The organism is Mycobacterium sp. NBC_00419 (genome assembly GCF_036023875.1).
Classification (GTDB): Bacteria; Actinomycetota; Actinomycetes; order Mycobacteriales; family Mycobacteriaceae; genus Mycobacterium.
In genome coordinates, this window is sequence record NZ_CP107931.1 from 3,356,205 (window position 1) to 3,375,191 (window position 18,987).

Here is an 18,987-nt window from a genome sequence, read left to right on the forward strand (position 1 = left end):
CGTTAGTGGCATACAGGGAAGGCCCAATTTGCGGGCGGATGTTGTCTGCTGCAGGCCGGGAGGGCGAACGGAGATTAAATCGGTCGACAACGACAGCTCTGCCGTCGACGTAGCGGCTCACTGATTTGTACGACCCGTCGGGCTGTTGGCGGGCAGAGCCCCCCAGCCAGGCGCATACAACGACAGTGACATTGGTATCGCTCTCGTCGACGGCGAGTATGTGGTAGCGAAGTGTCCCGACTTGTGGCCGGTCGAGGGGACGGCCGATCTCGGGCCACAGGGCCAAGGTGGAACGGGGATTTCCGACAGGCTGATTGGGCGCGACTGCGTGGGCGAACCCGGGATACAGGTAGTCGTTGCTCCCACCGAAGGATGCCGCGGTGACTGATTCCTGGTACGCGCGAACGATTACGGCAGGGCGCGCCGCCACGTCGATGCCCGGCTCCGCGCTCCAAGTGAAGTGGAGTTCCGAGAGCATCGCTGGCCACCGCTGCGGTGGTTTTGTTGCTTCATGTGCCGGTGTCCCACGACTGCAGCTGCTGAGCATCATGACGAGCGCGAGCAGTGCTGCTGCTCTCTGTGTGCTGACTGAACCGTGCCTCATTTCTGAGGATCCACATCTTCTGTGACGGCGTTGAAGCGAGTCGTCAGTTGGTCGTCAACACCGTTTACAACTGATTCACCCAGGGTCGCGTTCATAGCCGCCTTTATGACGTCGTTGTATTTACTGCTCGGCAGGACCTGGTCTTCCCGCAGCGAGCTGTACTCCTCGAACGACAAGATGCGTCTCGGCGCGTCTGGATTGCCGGGGTCTGGTGCCGACAAGAACTCGTCCGGCAGCCCCCGGATGGGCACGCCGCTCTGTGCCAGGGCGTTGAGTACCTGCTGCTCGCCTTGGCCGATGTCGAGGTCGGGCACGGCGTGCGCATCCCATTTGGCGGCGGGTTGCTCACCAATCAGCGCTTGCGCGAATGCGTTGGATACCAGGTCGGTACCGGGCACACCCGCGGCGTCTAGCCCACCAAAGGCCAAGTCATAGGCGGATTTCTTGGCTGCGTAGGCAGCCGCCGTCTTGGCGTCGTCGTTGATGCCGGCCGCGTCTGTGGCATTGTGGATTCCGGAGTCGACCAGTCCCTGCAGGGTCATTGAATCGCGTAACCGGTGGTTATTGCTGGACATGTCGGCCCCGTTCTTGAAGTCATCTGCGTAATCCATCTGTGCATCGACTGCGGCGTGGCCGGTCTGACCATTGAAATAAGCGGAAGCCTCCTGGTCGGTGCTGAGTACCGAGAAGATCCCTTTCGCAACAGGCATATTCCCACTCTGTGCATCACCGGCCGTATCCGGCACGGCAAACCCCGGGTGACGCCCCTCCGAGAGCTCTGCGATGTCTGGGATGTAGGGGGCGAGGCCGTGCGAAAGGCCCTGCACCAGTTCGGGATTCATCTGTCCCAGTGTCTGGTTGCCGCCCATGTGCAGCAGCTCCTGCTCGTGATGCCCGACGTAGGACCCGTAAGCCGAGGCGGTTTCAGCGGCCAGCTTGGCATCGGGACCGTTGACGGCATCGCCGGTCCAACTGAACATCGCCCCCGCGGCCTTCCCGCCGTCGCTCCAGTCGGTGGACGTCGCGCCCTTCATGAAGCGGTCGGCGTAGGCCGAATCCCGAACGACATCGTGAACCGCCAGATGATCCTGTCCGGCCGTTGCTAGCACATCGAGCGCAATCGGCCTGCCGTCGTTGATGATTCCTGACGAACCGCCACGGTCGGCGATGGTCGTCCCGGCGAACGTCGGGGAATCCATCATTTCGGTGGCTTTGTTGAGCATGGTGCGGTCCAGCGCAGTGCCCTGTCGCAGTAGGGGATTGCCGTCCTTGACGATGTTGGTCAGCTTGCCCATCTCATTGAGGTTGGACATTCCTTTGGACGACAGCACTGATTGCACTTTAGCGGGAAGTTGCCCGAATCCGCCCGCGCCCATGGTCTTGGGGTCGTCCAGCGCGCCGGGCGTCAGTTCGGTCTTGGGGAAGTGAATGTTCGGATCGCTCATCAACTGCCACGAATCGCCGATGATGCCCCTGCTGTCGCCGAGGCCCTGTTCGGCGGTGTTGAGGGCGTCGATGGACATTCCGTGTTGCTGGGCCTGCAGTTGGCTCAGCACCGATGCCTGCATGGGGGTGAGTGGGGCTTTCCCCGCACGCTGGTCAGCAGTGATCGAATCGAGCACCGACTTCACTTGGGCCGCGGCGTCCCGGTTGCCGGCCAGCGCCTGCTCCACCGTCTGCTGGGCGTCTTGCGGCGAATCGATGTGATCGGTGCCCAGCGCGTCGGCCATGTCGCTGATCGCGCCGTTCACCGCTGCGCTCAGGTGCTGATCGGTGGAGTCCGCCCGGCGTAGCAAGTCGACGATGGCGTCGTGAACGATCTGGACGTGGTGCTCGATCTCGGCTCGCGCTTGAGGGTCGGCCGGTGTCGGGTAGTGCAGTGCCCCGTCCGCGACGTCGATGGTGATGCTCCAGCGGTCGGCCATGTGCTGGATCCGTGACCACTCGGCTTTGATCGACTCGACTTCGGAGGCTGCGGACCTGACGGCGTTCGCGGCCTGATCGCACTCGTCGGCATGCTTCTCGAGTTCGCTGCTGATGGTCCTGGCCTTGGCCATCGCCGACTCGTAGGTTTCGCCTTCCCAGACCAAGCGGTTCATGATCGCGCCGAGGTCATGGGCGGCGGCACGCGTGTCGTGAGCGCGCTCGGTGGCTGCATCGGCAACCGAGCGAACAGCTCCGGCGTCCCACCGTTCCAGGTCAGCGAGGGTGATGCCCACAATGAGCAAACTCTACCCAAATCTGATGGCGGTTCCAGTCACCTGGAAGGCGCCGGGAACAAATCCGGGATACCTGCCGTTGACCACTTCGACACTTGAGTGAATCAGGCTCAAGTCTGAGTTGACAGAAGACCGTCGACAGGAGCAGGCTTGAGTCTGGTCCGCTCAGACTCAAGACGTAACTATTCAGGAGGAACACAACATGGCTCGTGCGGTCGGTATCGACCTCGGGACCACCAACTCGTGCGTCGCGGTCCTCGAAGGTGGCGATCCCGTCGTGGTCGCCAACTCCGAAGGGTCCCGCACCACGCCGTCGGTGGTCGCCTTTGCGCGCAACGGCGAAGTGCTGGTCGGCCAGCCCGCCAAGAACCAGGCAGTGACCAACGTCGACCGGACCATCCGTTCGGTCAAACGGCACGTGGGCACCGACTGGTCCGTCGAGATCGACGGCAAGGACTACACCTCGCAGGAGATCAGCGCCCGCGTGCTGATGAAGCTCAAGCGCGACGCTGAAAGCTACCTCGGCGAGGACATCACCGACGCGGTCATCACCGTGCCCGCGTACTTCAATGACGCCCAGCGTCAGGCCACCAAGGAGGCCGGCCAGATCGCCGGACTCAACGTCCTGCGCATCGTCAACGAACCCACCGCCGCGGCCCTGGCCTACGGCCTGGACAAGGGCAACAAGGAACAGACCATCCTGGTCTTCGACCTCGGCGGCGGTACTTTCGACGTCTCGCTGCTGGAAATCGGCGACGGTGTCGTCGAGGTCCGCGCGACCTCGGGCGACAACCACCTCGGTGGCGACGACTGGGACGACCGGATCGTCGAATGGCTCGTCGACAAGTTCAAGGCTTCGGCCGGCATCGACCTGACCAAGGACAAGATGGCCATGCAGCGGCTTCGTGAAGCCGCCGAGAAGGCCAAGATCGAACTCAGCTCCAGCCAGAGCACCTCGATCAACCTGCCCTACATCACCGTCGATGCGGACAAGAACCCGCTGTTCCTCGACGAACAGCTGACCCGCTCGGAATTCCAGAAGATCACCCAGGATCTGCTCGACCGCACGCGTCAGCCGTTCCAGCAGGTCATCAAGGACGCCGGCATCTCGGTGGCCGACATCGACCACGTGGTGCTCGTGGGTGGTTCCACCCGCATGCCCGCGGTGACCGACCTGGTCAAGGAACTCACCGGCGGCAAGGAGCCCAACAAAGGCGTCAACCCCGACGAGGTCGTCGCCGTCGGCGCCGCCTTGCAGGCCGGCGTGCTCAAGGGCGAGGTCAAGGACGTGCTTCTGCTTGACGTCACGCCGCTGAGCCTCGGTATCGAGACCAAGGGCGGGGTGATGACCAAGCTGATCGAGCGCAACACCACCATCCCGACCAAGCGGTCGGAGACCTTCACTACCGCCGACGACAACCAGCCGTCGGTGCAGATCCAGGTCTATCAGGGTGAGCGCGAAATCGCCTCGCACAACAAGCTGCTCGGCAGCTTCGAGTTGACCGGTATCCCGCCGGCTCCGCGCGGCGTGCCCCAGATCGAGGTCATCTTCGACATCGACGCCAACGGCATCGTGCACGTCACGGCCAAGGACAAGGGCACCGGCAAGGAGAACACGATCAAGATCCAGGAAGGCTCCGGCCTGTCCAAGGAAGAGATCGACCGGATGATCAAGGACGCCGAGGCGCACGCCGACGAGGACCGCAAGCGTCGCGAAGAGGCTGACGTGCGCAACCAGGCCGAGTCGCTGGTCTACCAGACGGAGAAGTTCGTCAAGGAGCAGCGTGAAGCCGAAGGCGGATCCAAGGTTCCCGAGGACACGCTGACGAAGGTCGATGGCGCGATCGCCGAGGCCAAGACCGCACTCGAGGGCACCGACATCGGCGCCATCAAGTCGGCGATGGAGAAGCTGGGCGTCGAGAGCCAGGCCCTGGGCCAGGCCATCTACGAGGCCACCCAGGCCGAGCAGGCCGCCGGTGGTGACTCGTCCAGCAGCTCGTCGTCCGACGACGTGGTGGACGCCGAGGTCGTTGAAGACGATCAGGAGACCAAGTGAGCGAAGGGCATGCAGACGAACCGGTGACCTTCACCGACAAGCGTCGCATCGACCCGCTGACTGGCGAAGTTCGCGAGTCCTCCGCCCCGGCCCCGAGTGGGCCGGGGACGGGGGACGCCGGTGGGCAGGAGCGAAGCGACTCGGGATTCAGGTCCGGGCCGGCGGGTGGCGAGTTGGCCGACAAGGTCGCCGAACTCACGTCGGACCTGCAGCGTGTGCAGGCCGACTTTGCCAACTACCGCAAGCGTGCGCTGCGCGACCAGCAGGTAGCCGGCGAGCGGGCCAAGGCCGTCGTGGTGAGCCAGTTGCTCACCGTGCTCGACGATCTCGACCGCGCCCGCAGTCACGGTGACCTGGATGCCGGCCCGCTGAAGTCGGTTGCCGACAAGCTGGTGTCCGCCCTCACCGGGCTGGGCCTGACCGCCTTCGGCGCCGAGGGCGACGAGTTTGATCCGTCGCTGCACGAGGCCGTGCAGCATGAGGGTGAAGGCTCCAAGCCGGTGATCGGCACCGTGATGCGGCAGGGCTACACCCTTGGCGATCAGGTGTTGCGACATGCCCTCGTCGGCGTTGTCGACACGGTCGACGGTGACGTTGATGGGGCCGACACGCGGCAGAACGCAGGAGACTCCGGCGCTCAGAACGCAGAATCAGATCAGTAGGAACGACAACACGGTGAGGAGGTGACGCGGCATGGTTCAACGCGAATGGGTTGAAAAGGATTTTTACAAGGTGCTCGGCGTCTCCTCCGACGCCGACGAGGCGGAGATCAAGCGGGTATCCCGAAAGCTGCTCGCCGATAATCATCCCGACCGCAATCCGGGCGATTCCGCCGCCGACGAACGCTACAAGGAGGTCGGCGAGGCCCGCGATGTGCTGACCGACCCGGCCAAACGCAAGGAGTACGACGAGACCCGTCGTCTGTTCGCCGGTGGCGGCGGATTCGGTCGCCGGTTCAGCAATGGCGGTGGTGCCCCTCCGGGCGGCGGCTTCGGCGGCGACGGTGGGGATTTCAACCTCAACGACCTGTTCGGCCAGGCCGGCCAGGACGGCGGGGCCAACATCGGCGACCTGTTCGGCGGGTTGTTCGGCCGGGGCGCCCAGCAACGGCCGAGCCGACCGCGTCGCGGCAAGGATCTCGAGACCGAAACCGATCTCGATTTTCTGGAGGCGACCAAGGGTGTCGCCATGCCGCTGCGGCTGACCAGTCCGGCGCCGTGCACCAATTGTCATGGCAGCGGCGCGCGTCCGGGTACCAGCCCGAAGGTCTGCGCCACGTGTAATGGCTCCGGGATGATCAACCGCAATCAGGGCGCGTTCGGGTTCTCCGAACCGTGCACCGATTGCCGGGGCAGTGGCTCGATCATCGAGCACCCCTGCGACGAGTGCCGCGGCACCGGCGTCGCGACCCGGACCCGCACCATCAACGTGCGGATCCCTCCCGGCGTCGAGGACGGTCAGCGTATCCGCTTGGCCGGCCAGGGCGAGGCCGGGCTGCGCGGCGCGCCGTCCGGTGACCTGTACGTCACCGTGCACGTGCGCCCGGACAAGGTCTTCGGCCGCGATGGCGACGACCTGACCGTGACGGTTCCGGTGAGTTTCACCGAACTGGCTTTGGGAACAACACTTTCCGTGCCGACTCTGGAAGGCAAGGTCGGTGTTCGGGTGCCCAAGGGGACGGCCGACGGACGCATCCTGCGGGTGCGCGGGCGAGGTGTCCCCAAGCGCAGCGGTGGGCATGGCGACCTGCTGGTCACCGTCAAGGTGGCGGTTCCGCCCAGCCTTGAGGGCACCGCACTCGAAGCGCTCGAGGCATACGCCGCAGCCGAGAAGGCCAGCGGTTTCGACCCGAGAGCCGGGTGGGCAGGTAATCGGGCATGAGCGCATCAGAGGAGTCGCGCACATTCCTGATCTCGGTGGCCGCCGAGCTGGCCGGTATGCATGCGCAGACGCTGCGTACCTATGACCGGCTCGGGCTGGTCAGCCCACGGCGCAGTTCCGGTGGCGGGCGGCGTTATTCCGAACGCGACGTGGAACTGTTGCGCGAGGTGCAGCGCTTGTCGCAGGACGAGGGTGTCAACCTCGCCGGTATCAAGCGGATCATCGAGCTGACCAATCAGGTCGAGGCGCTGCAGTCCCGCATCCAGGAGATGGCCAGGGAGCTGGAGTTGCTGCGCGCCAACCAGCGCCGCGATCTGGCCGTGGTGCCCAAGAGCACCGCGCTGGTGGTCTGGAAGCCCCGCCGCTGAGGCTCGTGAACTCGCCGCGCCGAGATTGAACTCACGCAGGAGAACTGCGAGTGGCGAGCTGCGCAGGTTCAATCTCGACGAGAAGTCAGCCGACCCGGATGGTGAAGGTCGACGTCGCGGGCCGTCCCGGTACCGCGACGGGATAGCCACCGGCACGTAAAGCGTTGGTGGGTGCAGCCATCGGTTCGATCGCCACCAAGTCCTCACCACCCGGTGCGAAGATCTGGGCTGCGGGATAGCCGTGGTCGAAGACGATCTCGATGCGGCGGTCCCCGCCCGACAGAGCGAACACCGCCCCAGGCGTAACCCCGTCGAATCCGTCGTCGAAAGTCTTGTCGCCCAACGGCTCGGAGAATGCCGCCCAGTCCTCGACAACCCCCGACGGGATCCCCTGACCGTCCACCGGCAAGTGGCGCAGCGCCGGCGCCCGCAACGTCCACTGCGCGCGCGGAACACCGGGAATGGTCAGGTAGGGGTGAAATCCGAAACACAGCGGCACCGGCGCCGCGGTGGTCGGTGTGACGGTCGTCCGTACGGTCATAGCGCGGTTGTCGAGCGTGACGTCGACGGTGAGGATGTGCGGAAACGGGAAGCTGGCGAGCAGCCGCGGCTGGCCCGCGAAGTCGAGGACGGCGGTCAGTCGGGTGTCGGACTGCTCGGTGACCAGCCAGCCCGGGTAGGCCGACAGCACACCGTGGATCGGCAGGCCGTGCTCGTCGGCACGTACGCCACCCACCCCGGGTGTCAACGTCACCGCGCCGCCGTCGACGTTATAGGTGTTGGCACTCAACCGGTTTGCCCATGGGTAGAGGATGGGCACACCCATCGTCTTGCCGTTGTCCAGATAGGCCTGCAGGCCACGCCGCTGCCCGAGCAGCTCGACGCCGCCGTCGGACAGCGAGGTGCAGATCATTCCTGCCGACGGCACGAATGTGGCGGTGAGCGCAGAGGTGGGATCTGTGAGGACGACGGACGGCAGCTGGGCCATCGTCGAATTCTATCGGTGTGCGCCGATATAGCTCGTCAGGTCCTCGATGGTGCGCAGCGACTTGTACTCGGACTCGGGGATGTCGACCTCGAACCGCTGGTGCAATCGCACCAGGAAGTTCAGCCAGTCCATCGAATCGAGGTCCACCTGGTCGCGCAGCAGCTCACTGTCGCTCAGGTCGCCTTCCTCGACTTCGGGGGCGATGGCGATCAGTTCGGCCACCACCTGGTCACGTATGTCGGCTGTACTCATCGTGTCTCCTTACGGGCCATCACAGTTCGTCGGGATGCTGCAGCAGCCGGTTGATCTCGGCCAGGAACAGCGCGCCCCGCGCTCCGTCGCTGGCGCGGTGGTCGGCGGCCAGGCTGGCCTGCACCGTCGTGGCCACCCTGATGCCGCCGTCGACCACCACCACCCGCTGGGCGGGTTTGCCGAACCCGACGATCGCCACCTGCGGTGGATAGATGACCCCGAACACGGAGTCGACGCCCTTGTCGCCGAGGTTGGTCACGGTGAGGGTGGGGTCCGACATTTCCGAGCTGCGCAGCGAGCCGGCCCTGGCTCGGGCCACCAGGTCGGTGAGATCGCGCATCAGCTCGTCGAGCTTCTTCTCGTTGACATCGTGGATCGCCGGAGCCACCAGGCCGCCGCCGCGCAGCGAGATCGCCACTCCCACATGGACTTGCGTGGAGGCTTCGAAGACGTCGTCACGCCAGAACCCGTTGAACTCACCGAACCGCTGCGCGGCCAGAGCAACTGCCTTGAGTTGCAGCACCGCCGCCAGTATCCGCTCGGTGATCGGAACCCCGGCATTCTGCTCGGTGAGCCACGTCAGTGCGGTGTCGAGAATAATCTCGTCGGACAGGTAGTAGTGCGGGATCTCCCGCTTCGAGCGGCTCATCGCCGCAGCGATCGACGCGCGCATGGCCGCTCCGCGTTCGCGGGCCTTCTGTGCGGGGGTCTTCGGCTCGGCGGCGACGGCCGGCGTGGGTGCCGGCGCGGGTGTGGGTTTCTCGTGATGTGTGATGGCGGCGGCATGTTCGACGTCGTGCAGGGTGATCGCGCCCTGCGGCCCGGTACCTGCCACGGTCTTCAGGTCCACGCCCAGCGAGGCGGCGGTGCGCCGGGCGACGGGTGACACCCACAGCCGATGGCCAACCGGTGACGGTGCGGCGACCGGATGTGGGGATGGCTCGGCCGCAGGTGCTTCCACGGCGCTGGCGGTGGGTGCGGCGGCGCGCGGCTGCACCGTCTCCCCGGCCTCCACGATGGTGGCCAACGGTGTACCGACCGCCACGGTCTGGCCCACCGGAACGAGCAGTTCCCCGATGATGCCGTCGTGCCAGCATTCGATTTCGACTGCCGCCTTGGTGGTTTCGACGACAGCGACGATCTGGCCGCGGCTCACGGTGTCACCGGGCTTCACCAGCCACTCGTTGAGCGTGCCCTCGTCCATATCGGCGCCCAGCGCCGGCATCGTGAACTCGATCACGATGTGCCCATTCCCCGGTCGCTGCGCTCCTGCCCGCCGGTGCCGCCCCCGGCATCCCCGAACAGCCCTCGCACCGCGGCCACGATCTTGTCCGGCTGCGGCAGTGCGGCTTCCTCGAGATGCTTGGCGTAGGGGATCGGCACTTCGACGGTGCACACCCGGGCGATCGGCGCGTCGAGGTCGTAGAACGCCCCCTCGACGATGCGCGCACTGATCTCGCCCGCCAGGCTGCCCGTACGCCACGCCTCGTCGACGATCACCGCGCGATGCGTCTTACGCACCGAATCCAGGATCGTCTGGTCGTCCAGTGGCCGCAGCACCCGCAGATCGATGACCTCGCAGTCGATTCCGGCCTGCGCCAGCTGATCGGCCGCGTCGAGCGCCTTGGGCACGCTGCCGCCGTAGGCGACGATGCTCACGTCGGTGCCGGCGCGACGGATCGCCGCGCGCGCGATGTCGGTCGCCGAGAACGAGTCGACATCGGCTGCCAGGTTGTACAGGCCGACGTGCTCGAAGATCACCACTGGATCGGGATTGTCGAGCGCGCTGCGCAGCATCCCGTAGGCGTCGGCCACCGTGGCGGGCGCCAGCACCGTGATGCCGGGGATGTGGGCATACCAGTTCTCCAGGCTGTGCGAATGCTGCGCCGCCAGCTGGCGCCCGGCGCCGGTCGCCATCCGCACCACCAGGGGAACCGAGAACTGCCCGTTGGACATATGCCGGAGCGCCGACGCGGTATTGACGATCTGGTCCAGCGCCAGCAGGCTGAAGTTGACCGTCATCACCTCGACCAGTGGCCGCAGACCGCCCAGCGCAGCACCGATCCCGATGCCGACGAATCCCAGCTCCGAGATCGGGGTGTCGCGGATACGATCGGGCCCGAACTCTTCGAGCAGCCCCTTGGACACCGCGTATGTGCCGCCGTAGCGGCCGACGTCCTCGCCGAGCAGGACCACCCGCTCGTCGGCGCGCATGGCGTCGGCGATGGCATCGTGCAGGGCGCTGCGGTAGGTCGCCTTCACGACAGCACCTGCGGTGTCATGACATCCCGGGTGAGATCCTCGACGTTCTCCAAGGTTCCGGCCTCGGCGTAGGCCACGGCGTCGGCAACCTCGCCTGCCACCGTCTGCTCGATGGCCGCGACGTCGTCGGCGGACAACAGCCCGTCGGTCACACACGTGTCGGTGAAGGTGCGGATCGGGTCGTGTTCACGCCACTTCTCGACTTCGGACTTGTCGCGGTAGAGCTCGGGATCGAACATCGAGTGCGGGCGGAACCGGTAGGTGCGGAACTCCAGGAAGAACGGGCCACCGTTGGTCCGGACGTGATCGACGGCCTGCGCCATGGCGGTGTGGCAGGCCAGCACATCCATGCCGTCGGCACTGGCGGCGGGAATCCGATACGACTCGGCCAGGGTGACCAGGTCGACGTCGGAGAGCTCCCGCTCGATCGACGTACCCATGGCGTAGCGGTTGTTCTCGCAGCAGAACAGCACCGGCAGCTTCCACAACTCGGCCATGTTCATGGTCTCGTGAAAAGCGCCCTCGGCCATCGCGCCTTCGCCGAAGTAACAGGCGGACAATCGGTCTCGGTGCAGATAGGCGTCGGCGAAGGCCAGGCCCGCCGCGGTGGGCAGGCCGCCCGCCACGATCGCGTTGCCCCCGTAGAAGCGCCTGTCGGCGTCGAAGAGGTGCATCGAGCCGCCGCGACCGCCGGAGCAGCCCTGCTGCTTGCCGAACATCTCGGCCATGATCTTGGTCATCGGGATGCCGCGCAGCAGGGCGTGTGCGTGCTCGCGGTAGGTCGCGATCACCGCGTCCTCGGGGCCGAGCACCCGCAAGGACCCCGCCGCTACTGCTTCTTCGCCGACGTAGAGGTGCAGAAAGCCGCGGATCTTGCCTGCGCTGTACATCTCGGCGCACTTCTCCTCCATGCGCCGGACCCGGATCATGTCGGTCAGCAGCGCGCGGGCCAGTGCGGGGTCGGTCATGCCTTCACCCCCGCCGGGCTTTCGACGGTCGAGATGTCACCCTCGGGCAGCCCCAGTTCACGAGCCTTGAGAAGTCGGCGCATGATCTTGCCGGAGCGGGTGTGTGGCAGCGAGTCGACGAAGTCGATCTCTTTGGGCGCGACCGCCGCCCCGAGTCGCTTGCGCGCCTGGCCCATCAGGTCGCGGCGCAGCGCTTCGTCGCCGCTGTAGCCGGCCTTGAGCGTGACGAACGCCTTGACCACCTCGCCGTAGGTCGGGTCGGGCTTGCCGATCACGGCGGCCTCGGCCACGGCAGGATGGTCGGTCAGCACGTTCTCGACCTCGAACGGCCCGATCAGGTGCCCCGATGCCTTGATGACATCGTCGGCACGCCCGACGAACCACAGGTAGCCGTCGGCGTCACGTTTGACCAGATCGCCCGACAGGTAGAGGTCCCCGCCTGCGTCGGGGTGGAAACACTTGCGGTAGCGCTCGTCCTGGTTGAGGTAGCCGCGGAACATCGACGGCCAGCCCACCCGCAACGCCAGCTCGCCTTCGACGTCGGGTTCGGCGATGACCCGCACCGCGCCGGTCTCCTGGTCGTGCTCAACGATGCAGACATCCACCCCCGGCAGCGGTCGGCCCATCGAGCCCGGTTTGATGTCGAATGCGGGGGTGTTGGCAACCATGATTCCGCCGGTCTCAGTCTGCCACCAGTTGTCGTGAATCGGTAAGCCCAGCACTCGTTTTCCCCACCACACCGCCTCGGCGTTGAGCGGCTCGCCGACACTGGCGATGAACCTCAGATGCGGGAAGCTGTACTCGGCAGCCAGTTCCGGTCCGGCCTTGATCAGCATCCGGATCGCCGTCGGTGCGGTGTACCAGACGCTGACCTCCTCGTCCTGCAGGATCCGGTACCAGCGCTGCGCGTCGAATTCGGCCTCGTCGATGATCGAGGTGACGCCGTGCAGCAGTGGTGCGATGATCCCGTACGAGGTGCCGGTTACCCACCCGGGATCTGCTGTGCACCAATAGATATCGGCGGGATGCAGGTCGAGGGCGTAGCGGCCGGTGATGTAGTGCATGGCGACAGCGCCGTGAACGTGCTGGGCGCCCTTGGGTGTTCCGGTGGTGCCGCTGGTGAAGTGCAGCAGCGACGGGTCGGCGGCGGTGGTGTGTTCGATGGGCGCCTCGTCGGGGGCACCGTCCATCAGGCGGTGGAAGTTCTGGGTGCCGGGGAGATCGGTGTCGTCGTCGCTAACCACCAGCACGTGCTTGACCGAGGTCAGCTGGTCGCGGATCTTGGCGATCTTGCGCTTGTAGATCGCCGCGGTGGTGACGATTACGTCGGCCGAGCCGATGGTGACTCGGGTGGCGATCGGCTCGGGGCCGAAGGCGGAGAACAGCGGGGAGACCACGCTGCCGTTGCGTAACGCACCGAGCATGCTGACGTAGAGCTCGGGGACGCGGCCCATGATCACGAAGACCCGGTCACCCTTGCCGACCTGCAGTCCGCGCAGCACGTTGGTGAATTTGCGGGTCAGCCGACCCAGCTCGGCGTAGCTGACATCGTGAGTGTGCAGGTCGTCGCTGTCCGGGGTGTCGGCGACGAACCGCAGGGCGGTGCGTTCGGCGTGTGGTCCCTCGGCGTGACGGTCGACGGCCGCGTAGGCGATGTTGCAGCCGCCCTCGCCCATTCCGGCACACAACTCGGGTACCTCCGACCAGCTGAACGACGCCCGGGTCTTGTCGTAGTCGGTCAGGTTCGGTGCGAGTTTGAAGTCGCCCACCCCTTTGTGGATGACGTCCATGTCCCCCCTAGTGCTGCGGCGGGGTGAGCACGCCGTCGCGGCGTGCACGCCCCATGTTTGCCATCACCCGTTCGATCACCGCGGCGTAGGCCGCGCCGTCCTTGAGGATGTCCCCATGGCCGTGATGACGCAGGAATGCGTCGAGCCGCCGCTCGAGCGAGTAGTCCCAGTACTCGCGCCCGGTGAAGCGCGAACAGAGGAATTGCCAAGCGACGGAGTCGAGTTCGCGGTCCCCGGCTTCGTCAGCCGGACCGGTGGTCGTCATCCCAGCCCCTTACTACCAACCCCATGGACTGTGATGCTCGTCGCATCCAGAGAGGTTCGTAAGGGACGAAAGTCACAGAACTCGTGGCCGGCGGCATCAACCCGAGAGCGGGTCGTGCTGGATGCGATCCGGTGGTGCGCCCTTGCTGATCAGGGCCTCGCGGGTGGCGCGAACCATATCGGGTCCACCGCAGATCAGTATCTGCCGGTCACCCCAGCCGCCGTACTTCGTGACCACCTCGGGCAGTCGTCCGGTCTGGCGGACGTGCAGTCCGCGCGGCGGTTGCACGTCGGGATAGTTCGCAGCCCACGGCGGGTCGCCGGCGTACTCCGACACCGGCGAGACCGACAGCCACGGGCTGGTGGCGGCGATCTCCCACAGGGTGCGCAGGTCGTAGAGCTCGCAGGGGTACCGGGCACCGAAGAACAGGTGCACGCGCGGGTTGTCGCCGAACTGGCACAGGTCCATGATGATCGCCCGCAGTGGCGCAAGGCCGGTGCTGCCCGCCACCATCAGCACGTCGCCGCTGTCGCGGTCGACCTCCATCGCGCCGTGCGGACTCGACAGCCGCCAGCGGTCGCCGGGCCTGCACTCGGAGATCATCGAGTTGCTGACCATCCCGCCGAGTACGGAGCGGACGTGGAACTCGATATAGCCGTCCGGGTCCGACGGCATAGCGGGGGACAGGTAACGCCACCGCCGGGGCCACTGCGGAATCTGGACGTTGACGTACTGGCCGGGGTGGTAGGGCATCGGCCGATCCAGCTGCAGTCGCACGACCGCGAGGTCGCGTGAGACCCGGTGGTGTTCGACCACCGTGCCATCCCACCAGGCCGGGCCATTCTCGGCGTCGGCCGCCCCGGACATGATTCCGATGATCAGGTCGATCGCCTGATTGGCGGCGTCGTCGACCGCATTGCTCCAGTTGTCGATCAGGTGGCTGCGCATGGTGGTGTACCAGGCCTTGCGCATGCTCGCGTAATGGCGTTGCGTCACACCGTATTTGCGGTGATCGCGGCCGAGCTGCGCCAGGAATGCCACCGGAGCCTGCGCCCGTTGCGCCACGAACTCGCCGAACACCCAGTGCATGGCCTGCCCGAACACGGCGCGCTGGTGGTCCAGCTCCGGCGGGAACAGGTCCCGTACCTCGGTGTCGATGGCGAACCAGCGGGCGTACAGCCGGCGGATCAGCTCGTCGGAGCCGGGCGCGTGCGGGTCCAGCGCAGCCTGCAGCACCAGCAGCGCGTCACGGTCCTCGAGGCCCACGGCGCGATCTTAGGCGCGTGTGCGCGCCCCGCTCCCGCGGCCCGGGCTCACCTGCGGCTAGAGGCCGTGAACGCCCTTGTACAACACCATCACGCCGATCACGACGAGGATCGCTGCCACCAGTACGGCGTGCTTTTCTTCCATCCAGTTCTTCAGCTTGGCCAATGGCTCGTCGAGTCGCTCGCCGGCCACCAGGTAGGCCAGCACCGGCAGCGCCACCGACGATGCGGCGACTGCGGTGAACACCAGGTCCGCCGTCCACGCGCCGGTGGCGCCCAGTCCGGCCGACCCGATGGCCAAACCGGCTGCGGCACACATGAACAGGACCTTCGGGTTGATCACCGCGAGCACGACCGCGGTGACGAATGCGCGAGGGGGCTTGATGGTGGTCATCGACGTCAGCCAGGCCGGTGTGTGCGCGGAGCGGTTGCGGGTGAACCACCGGTAGAGCCCGAACACGATAAGTGCGACACCGATCGCGATGCGGACGTAGGGAGCCCAGTGCGGCTGTTTGTTGAGCCCGCCGAGCGCGTTCGAGATCGCCACGAACCCCGCCGTCAGACCACCGATGCCCACAAGCCAGCCGAGCAGGAAGGCCAGGCTGGTCGACCGCGGGGCGGGCGTATGCAGCATCAGGATGCCGGGAATGATCGATAGCGGCGAGAGCGTGATCACAAGCGCCAGTGGGATGATTTCGGCCAGCTCTGAGCCAAGACTGCTCGTCACGGGAGAAACCTACCAACCCGGACCCGCTGTACCGGGCAATTGTGGGTTTCCCCACTGGCAGGGGTCCGTACTATCACTGCGCGTGGACCCCGACAGTCGCGAGCACACGCTGGTGTACGCCTCGGGTGTTGCTGCTCTGCTGCTGTTGGCGATCCTGGTGTGGGCCGTGATGCACACCGCGGAGAGTTCGCAGAACCACAATCCCGAGTCGGTGCCGTCGATCGTGCGCACCACCACTACGTCGGCCCCATACGCGAGGACGACGTCGTCGACCCGCACGACGACATCGACGACTCCGTCCACCACTGAGACGACGTCGACGAGTGAGCCCACGGAGAGCGCAGTAGAGATGGTGCCTCCGCCGGAGACCACGTCGGAGACGACGACGTCCACCGACCTGAACAGCACCTCGACCACACCGCCGATCGCCGGAGCGTTCTGAGCTGGGGTTGCGAGTGGGGACTGAAGCGCTACCGTAGCGGCACAGGCGAAATCAGTTGTCGGCGGAGGGAATAGCAATGACCCCTGACGAGCTGATGGCCGAAGCGTGCCGGCTGGCCGAGGAGTCGGTCGAGTATGGCTGGGGCGGGCCGTTCGGGGCAGTGATCGTCAAGGACGGCGAGATCGTCGCGCGCGGCCAGAATCGGGTGTTGCTCACTGGTGACGTCACCGCGCACGCCGAGATCGAGACGATCCGCAAGGCCTGTGCAACGCTCAATCCCGAGGCACCCACCATCGCCGTCGGCCGGGTCAACGAGTCGCTCCTCGAGCTCGTCCCGCGCCCACCGGGTTCGGCGGACAAGGTTCCGATGCGAGCGAAAATGCTTATGGGACATGAGATCTACATCAGTGGTGCACCCTGTCCGATGTGTATGAGCGCTATCTACTGGGCCCGGCTCGACGCCGTCTACTTCGCCAACGACCTCGCCGAGACGAGCCGAATCGGCTTCGATGACGAGTTCCAGTACCAGGATTTCGCCAAGCCCTATGCGCAGCGCAGTATCGCCATCCGGCAGTTCCGGCCCGATCTGGCCTCGGCTGCCTACGAGGCTTGGCGCCACCGCCCCAACAAACATCCCTATTGAGGTGAGATCCTGACGGCCATGAGCGCAGCGACGGTCGTCACGATCTTCCACCCGACCAGCGACTCTCCAGGCTTCCGTCAGTGGGCCGGTGAGCTGCAGGCCACGGCTTCCGGCGCGACCGACTTCAGGGTCTCGGTCCTGGCGCAGGACCATCTGGACTGGGGTGTCGCGGCCACCTTCGGTGATGAGCAAGCCTTGCACGACTGGCTGGACAGCTCGGCTAGTCGAGCGTTGCTCGACCTCGGTGAGGAGCGTGGAATATTCTGTGCAACAGCTGATTTGGTGATCGTCGAGGGTGGCGGGGTGCCGACCGGCGTCGGCCTCTTCCGGCATGCGGTCTCCGTCGGCCGCGAAGACGAGTTCATTGCTGCCCAGGCGCAGTTGGCCAACGCCAGTTCCCGGTTTGGTGGTTTCGAAGGGTGCTGCATTTTCGCGCCAGGCGCAGGCGGGGAGTCGTTTTCGGTATTGCGGTTTCGCACTGACCGTCAGCTGACGACCTGGCTGAGTTCGCCGGAGCGAAACGAGGCGCTGCGCCCGTTGCGTTCGAGTCTGACCCGGGACTTTTCCCAGGTGTCCGCCACCACCGCCTTCGGTACGACCATTCGCACCGAGAACGGCCGGACCGCGATCACCCCGAAGTGGAAGACCGCGATGCTGTTGCTGATGGTGCTCTACCCGACCGTCATGCTGCTGTCGCGGTTCCTGGGGCCGGTGCTCTTCGAGTGGGGGGCGCAGCCGTGGTTGGTGATGTGGCTGAGTCAGGTGGTCAGTCTGGCCGCCCTGCAATGGGTGCTGATGCCCTGGGCGGGGCGCTGGTTTCGCCGCTGGCTCGACCCGGTCGACGGAGCCGGGGCGCGCGTCAGCGTGGTGGGTGTCGTCGTGCTGGTCGTCTGTTACGTGTTGACCCTCGCGGTGTTCGCGGCCGTGCAGTGGCTGCAGTACTGGGACTACCCACACACGTAGAGGGTGGAAAGATGTAATGCCGGTCACATCTGGAATCTCGTTGTCGCTGCCAGGCTTGACCCGAAGGCAGGCACGTCACCGCACGACGACTTCAGGAGAACGGGAATGAGCACAGCATCACTGGCCGGCCGGCGAGCACTGGTAACCGGGGGATCGCGTGGAATCGGTGCCGAGATCGTGCGGCGACTGAGCGCCGACGGCGCCGCCGTGGCCTTCACCTACGCCAGCTCGGCGACGGTAGCCGAGAAGCTGGTCGCCGACGTCGCGGCCAACGGCGGCAAGGCGGTGGCGATCCGGGCCGACGCCGCCGATCCCACCGCGGTCGCGGCCGCGGTCGAGCAGAGCGTTGCCGAACTCGGGGGACTGGACGTGCTGGTGAACAATGCCGGCGTCGCCGAGATCGCCCCCATCGAGGACATCACCGCGGAGCAGTTCGACACCATGGTGGCGATCAACATCGGTGGCGTGTTCTGGGCGGCCCGCAGCGCGGTTCCGCACCTGGGCGAGGGCGGCCGGATCATCAACATCGGCAGCGTGAACGCCGAACGGGTGCCGGGTCCGGGGCTTTCGGTGTACGCGATGACCAAGGGCGCGGTGGCGTCGTTCACCCGTGGCCTGGCCCGCGAACTCGGCCCGCGCGGGATCACTGTCAACAACGTCCAGCCCGGCCCGGTCGACACCGACATGAATCCCGACGAGGGTGAGTTCGCCGACAGCCTCCGGCAGATCATCCCGCTGGGGCGCTACGGCCACACCCGCGACATCGCCGCCATGGTGAGCTTCCTGGCCGGCCCCGAGTCCGGATTCATGACCGGCGCCCACGTCACCGTCGACGGCGGTTTCGTCGTCTAGGACATCAGCTGCTGCCCGATGTCCTGGTGCTCGGTTTGAGCGTCCACGCCGGCACCCAGTGCGTCACCGTCTTGCGCTTGCTGCCGTAGGCGATCTCGTAGCTGACCAGGCCCCACCAGTCGCCCTGCTCGCACAGGCCCCAGCAGCTGAGCGTTCCTTCGACGACCTTGTGCATCTGCAGGCCGTGTGGTTGATAGGTGCCGGTGCGGTGCGGTGCGCGCGGAAACAGCACGGTCAAGTCGACGAGCACCGCAATCGGTGGGTGGACCGCCCGAAACGACGGCCGTACCGGCTGGCCGTTGTATCCGATCGAGGTGAGCTCACCCACTGATCGATCATATGTTCGAATGTGGAGTGGCAAAAGATGTGCCGGAAGGCCCTACCGTAGATTCGCCGAAATTCGTAGACTTGAGCGGAACAGACTCAAGATTGGCGGCGTTGT

General features: G+C 66.0%; 19 protein-coding genes. 8 read left to right on the plus strand and 11 right to left on the minus strand.

Going from position 1 to position 18,987, the window contains the following annotated elements; genetic code table 11:
• Positions 1-600: 600 nt before the first annotated feature.
• Positions 601-2,823, minus strand: a complete 2,223-nt coding sequence (locus OG976_RS15865) for a TPR repeat region-containing protein (protein ID WP_328350439.1) — start codon at positions 2,821-2,823, stop codon at positions 601-603.
• 202 nt (positions 2,824-3,025) lie between these two features.
• Between OG976_RS15865 and dnaK the strand changes: the two genes are divergently transcribed.
• From dnaK to OG976_RS15885, 4 genes are read left to right on the plus strand one after another with little or no spacing between them, the layout of a single operon-like run.
• On the plus strand, positions 3,026-4,879 hold the full coding sequence (gene dnaK, locus OG976_RS15870) for a molecular chaperone DnaK (RefSeq protein ID WP_328350441.1): 1,854 nt from the start codon (positions 3,026-3,028) through the stop codon (positions 4,877-4,879).
• Positions 4,876-5,541, plus strand: a complete 666-nt coding sequence (gene grpE, locus OG976_RS15875; RefSeq protein ID WP_328350443.1) for a nucleotide exchange factor GrpE — start codon at positions 4,876-4,878, stop codon at positions 5,539-5,541. The genes dnaK and grpE overlap by 4 nt, the downstream gene beginning before the upstream one ends.
• Positions 5,542-5,572: 31 nt before the next feature.
• On the plus strand, positions 5,573-6,760 hold the full coding sequence (dnaJ, locus tag OG976_RS15880; protein WP_328350445.1) for a molecular chaperone DnaJ: 1,188 nt from the start codon (positions 5,573-5,575) through the stop codon (positions 6,758-6,760).
• Complete coding sequence (locus OG976_RS15885; protein WP_328350447.1) at positions 6,757-7,128, plus strand: heat shock protein transcriptional repressor HspR; 372 nt, start codon at positions 6,757-6,759, stop codon at positions 7,126-7,128. Before dnaJ ends, OG976_RS15885 begins: the two co-directional genes overlap by 4 nt.
• Before the next feature lie 85 nt (positions 7,129-7,213).
• Here the strand turns inward: OG976_RS15885 and OG976_RS15890 are convergent, their stop codons facing one another.
• From OG976_RS15890 to OG976_RS15930, 9 genes are all read right to left on the minus strand, one after another.
• Positions 7,214-8,116 carry an aldose 1-epimerase gene (locus OG976_RS15890; protein WP_328350449.1) on the minus strand — a complete coding sequence of 301 codons (903 nt, stop codon included), beginning with the start codon at positions 8,114-8,116 and terminating at the stop codon, positions 7,214-7,216.
• 9 nt (positions 8,117-8,125) lie between these two features.
• A complete protein-coding gene (locus OG976_RS15895) occupies positions 8,126-8,368 on the minus strand; it encodes an acyl carrier protein (protein ID WP_328350451.1) in 243 nt (80 codons plus the stop codon).
• A gap of 19 nt (positions 8,369-8,387) precedes the next feature.
• Positions 8,388-9,608, minus strand: a complete 1,221-nt coding sequence (locus tag OG976_RS15900; RefSeq protein ID WP_328350453.1) for a dihydrolipoamide acetyltransferase family protein — start codon at positions 9,606-9,608, stop codon at positions 8,388-8,390.
• Positions 9,605-10,630 carry an alpha-ketoacid dehydrogenase subunit beta gene (locus OG976_RS15905; protein WP_328350455.1) on the minus strand — a complete coding sequence of 342 codons (1,026 nt, stop codon included), beginning with the start codon at positions 10,628-10,630 and terminating at the stop codon, positions 9,605-9,607. The genes OG976_RS15900 and OG976_RS15905 overlap by 4 nt, the downstream gene beginning before the upstream one ends.
• Positions 10,627-11,598: a pyruvate dehydrogenase (acetyl-transferring) E1 component subunit alpha gene (gene pdhA / locus OG976_RS15910; protein ID WP_328350457.1), complete on the minus strand. Its 972-nt coding sequence runs from the start codon at positions 11,596-11,598 to the stop codon at positions 10,627-10,629. The genes OG976_RS15905 and pdhA overlap by 4 nt, the downstream gene beginning before the upstream one ends.
• A complete protein-coding gene (gene acsA / locus OG976_RS15915; RefSeq protein ID WP_328350459.1) occupies positions 11,595-13,388 on the minus strand; it encodes an acetate--CoA ligase in 1,794 nt (597 codons plus the stop codon). The genes pdhA and acsA overlap by 4 nt, the downstream gene beginning before the upstream one ends.
• A 7-nt stretch (positions 13,389-13,395) precedes the next feature.
• The gene (locus OG976_RS15920) at positions 13,396-13,653 is read right to left on the minus strand and encodes a hypothetical protein (protein WP_328350461.1); all 258 of its coding nucleotides are present in this window, start codon (positions 13,651-13,653) and stop codon (positions 13,396-13,398) included.
• A 96-nt stretch (positions 13,654-13,749) separates the two neighbouring features.
• Complete coding sequence (locus tag OG976_RS15925; RefSeq protein WP_328350463.1) at positions 13,750-14,919, minus strand: FAD-binding oxidoreductase; 1,170 nt, start codon at positions 14,917-14,919, stop codon at positions 13,750-13,752.
• 57 nt (positions 14,920-14,976) lie between these two features.
• Positions 14,977-15,645, minus strand: coding sequence for a GAP family protein (locus OG976_RS15930; protein WP_328350465.1), 669 nt, complete (start codon positions 15,643-15,645; stop codon positions 14,977-14,979).
• Positions 15,646-15,727: 82 nt separating this feature from the next.
• On the opposite strand from OG976_RS15930, the gene OG976_RS15935 reads away from it, so the two are divergent.
• From OG976_RS15935 to OG976_RS15950, 4 genes are all read left to right on the plus strand, one after another.
• Positions 15,728-16,087 carry a hypothetical protein gene (locus OG976_RS15935; RefSeq protein WP_328350467.1) on the plus strand — a complete coding sequence of 120 codons (360 nt, stop codon included), beginning with the start codon at positions 15,728-15,730 and terminating at the stop codon, positions 16,085-16,087.
• Positions 16,088-16,163: 76 nt separating this feature from the next.
• Complete coding sequence (locus tag OG976_RS15940; protein WP_328350469.1) at positions 16,164-16,730, plus strand: nucleoside deaminase; 567 nt, start codon at positions 16,164-16,166, stop codon at positions 16,728-16,730.
• 18 nt (positions 16,731-16,748) lie between these two features.
• Positions 16,749-17,693: an antibiotic biosynthesis monooxygenase gene (locus OG976_RS15945; protein WP_328350471.1), complete on the plus strand. Its 945-nt coding sequence runs from the start codon at positions 16,749-16,751 to the stop codon at positions 17,691-17,693.
• 105 nt (positions 17,694-17,798) lie between these two features.
• A complete protein-coding gene (locus OG976_RS15950; protein WP_328350473.1) occupies positions 17,799-18,545 on the plus strand; it encodes a 3-oxoacyl-ACP reductase family protein in 747 nt (248 codons plus the stop codon).
• Positions 18,546-18,549: 4 nt separating this feature from the next.
• Here the strand turns inward: OG976_RS15950 and OG976_RS15955 are convergent, their stop codons facing one another.
• A complete protein-coding gene (locus OG976_RS15955; protein ID WP_328350475.1) occupies positions 18,550-18,873 on the minus strand; it encodes a hypothetical protein in 324 nt (107 codons plus the stop codon).
• Positions 18,874-18,987 lie beyond the last annotated feature (114 nt).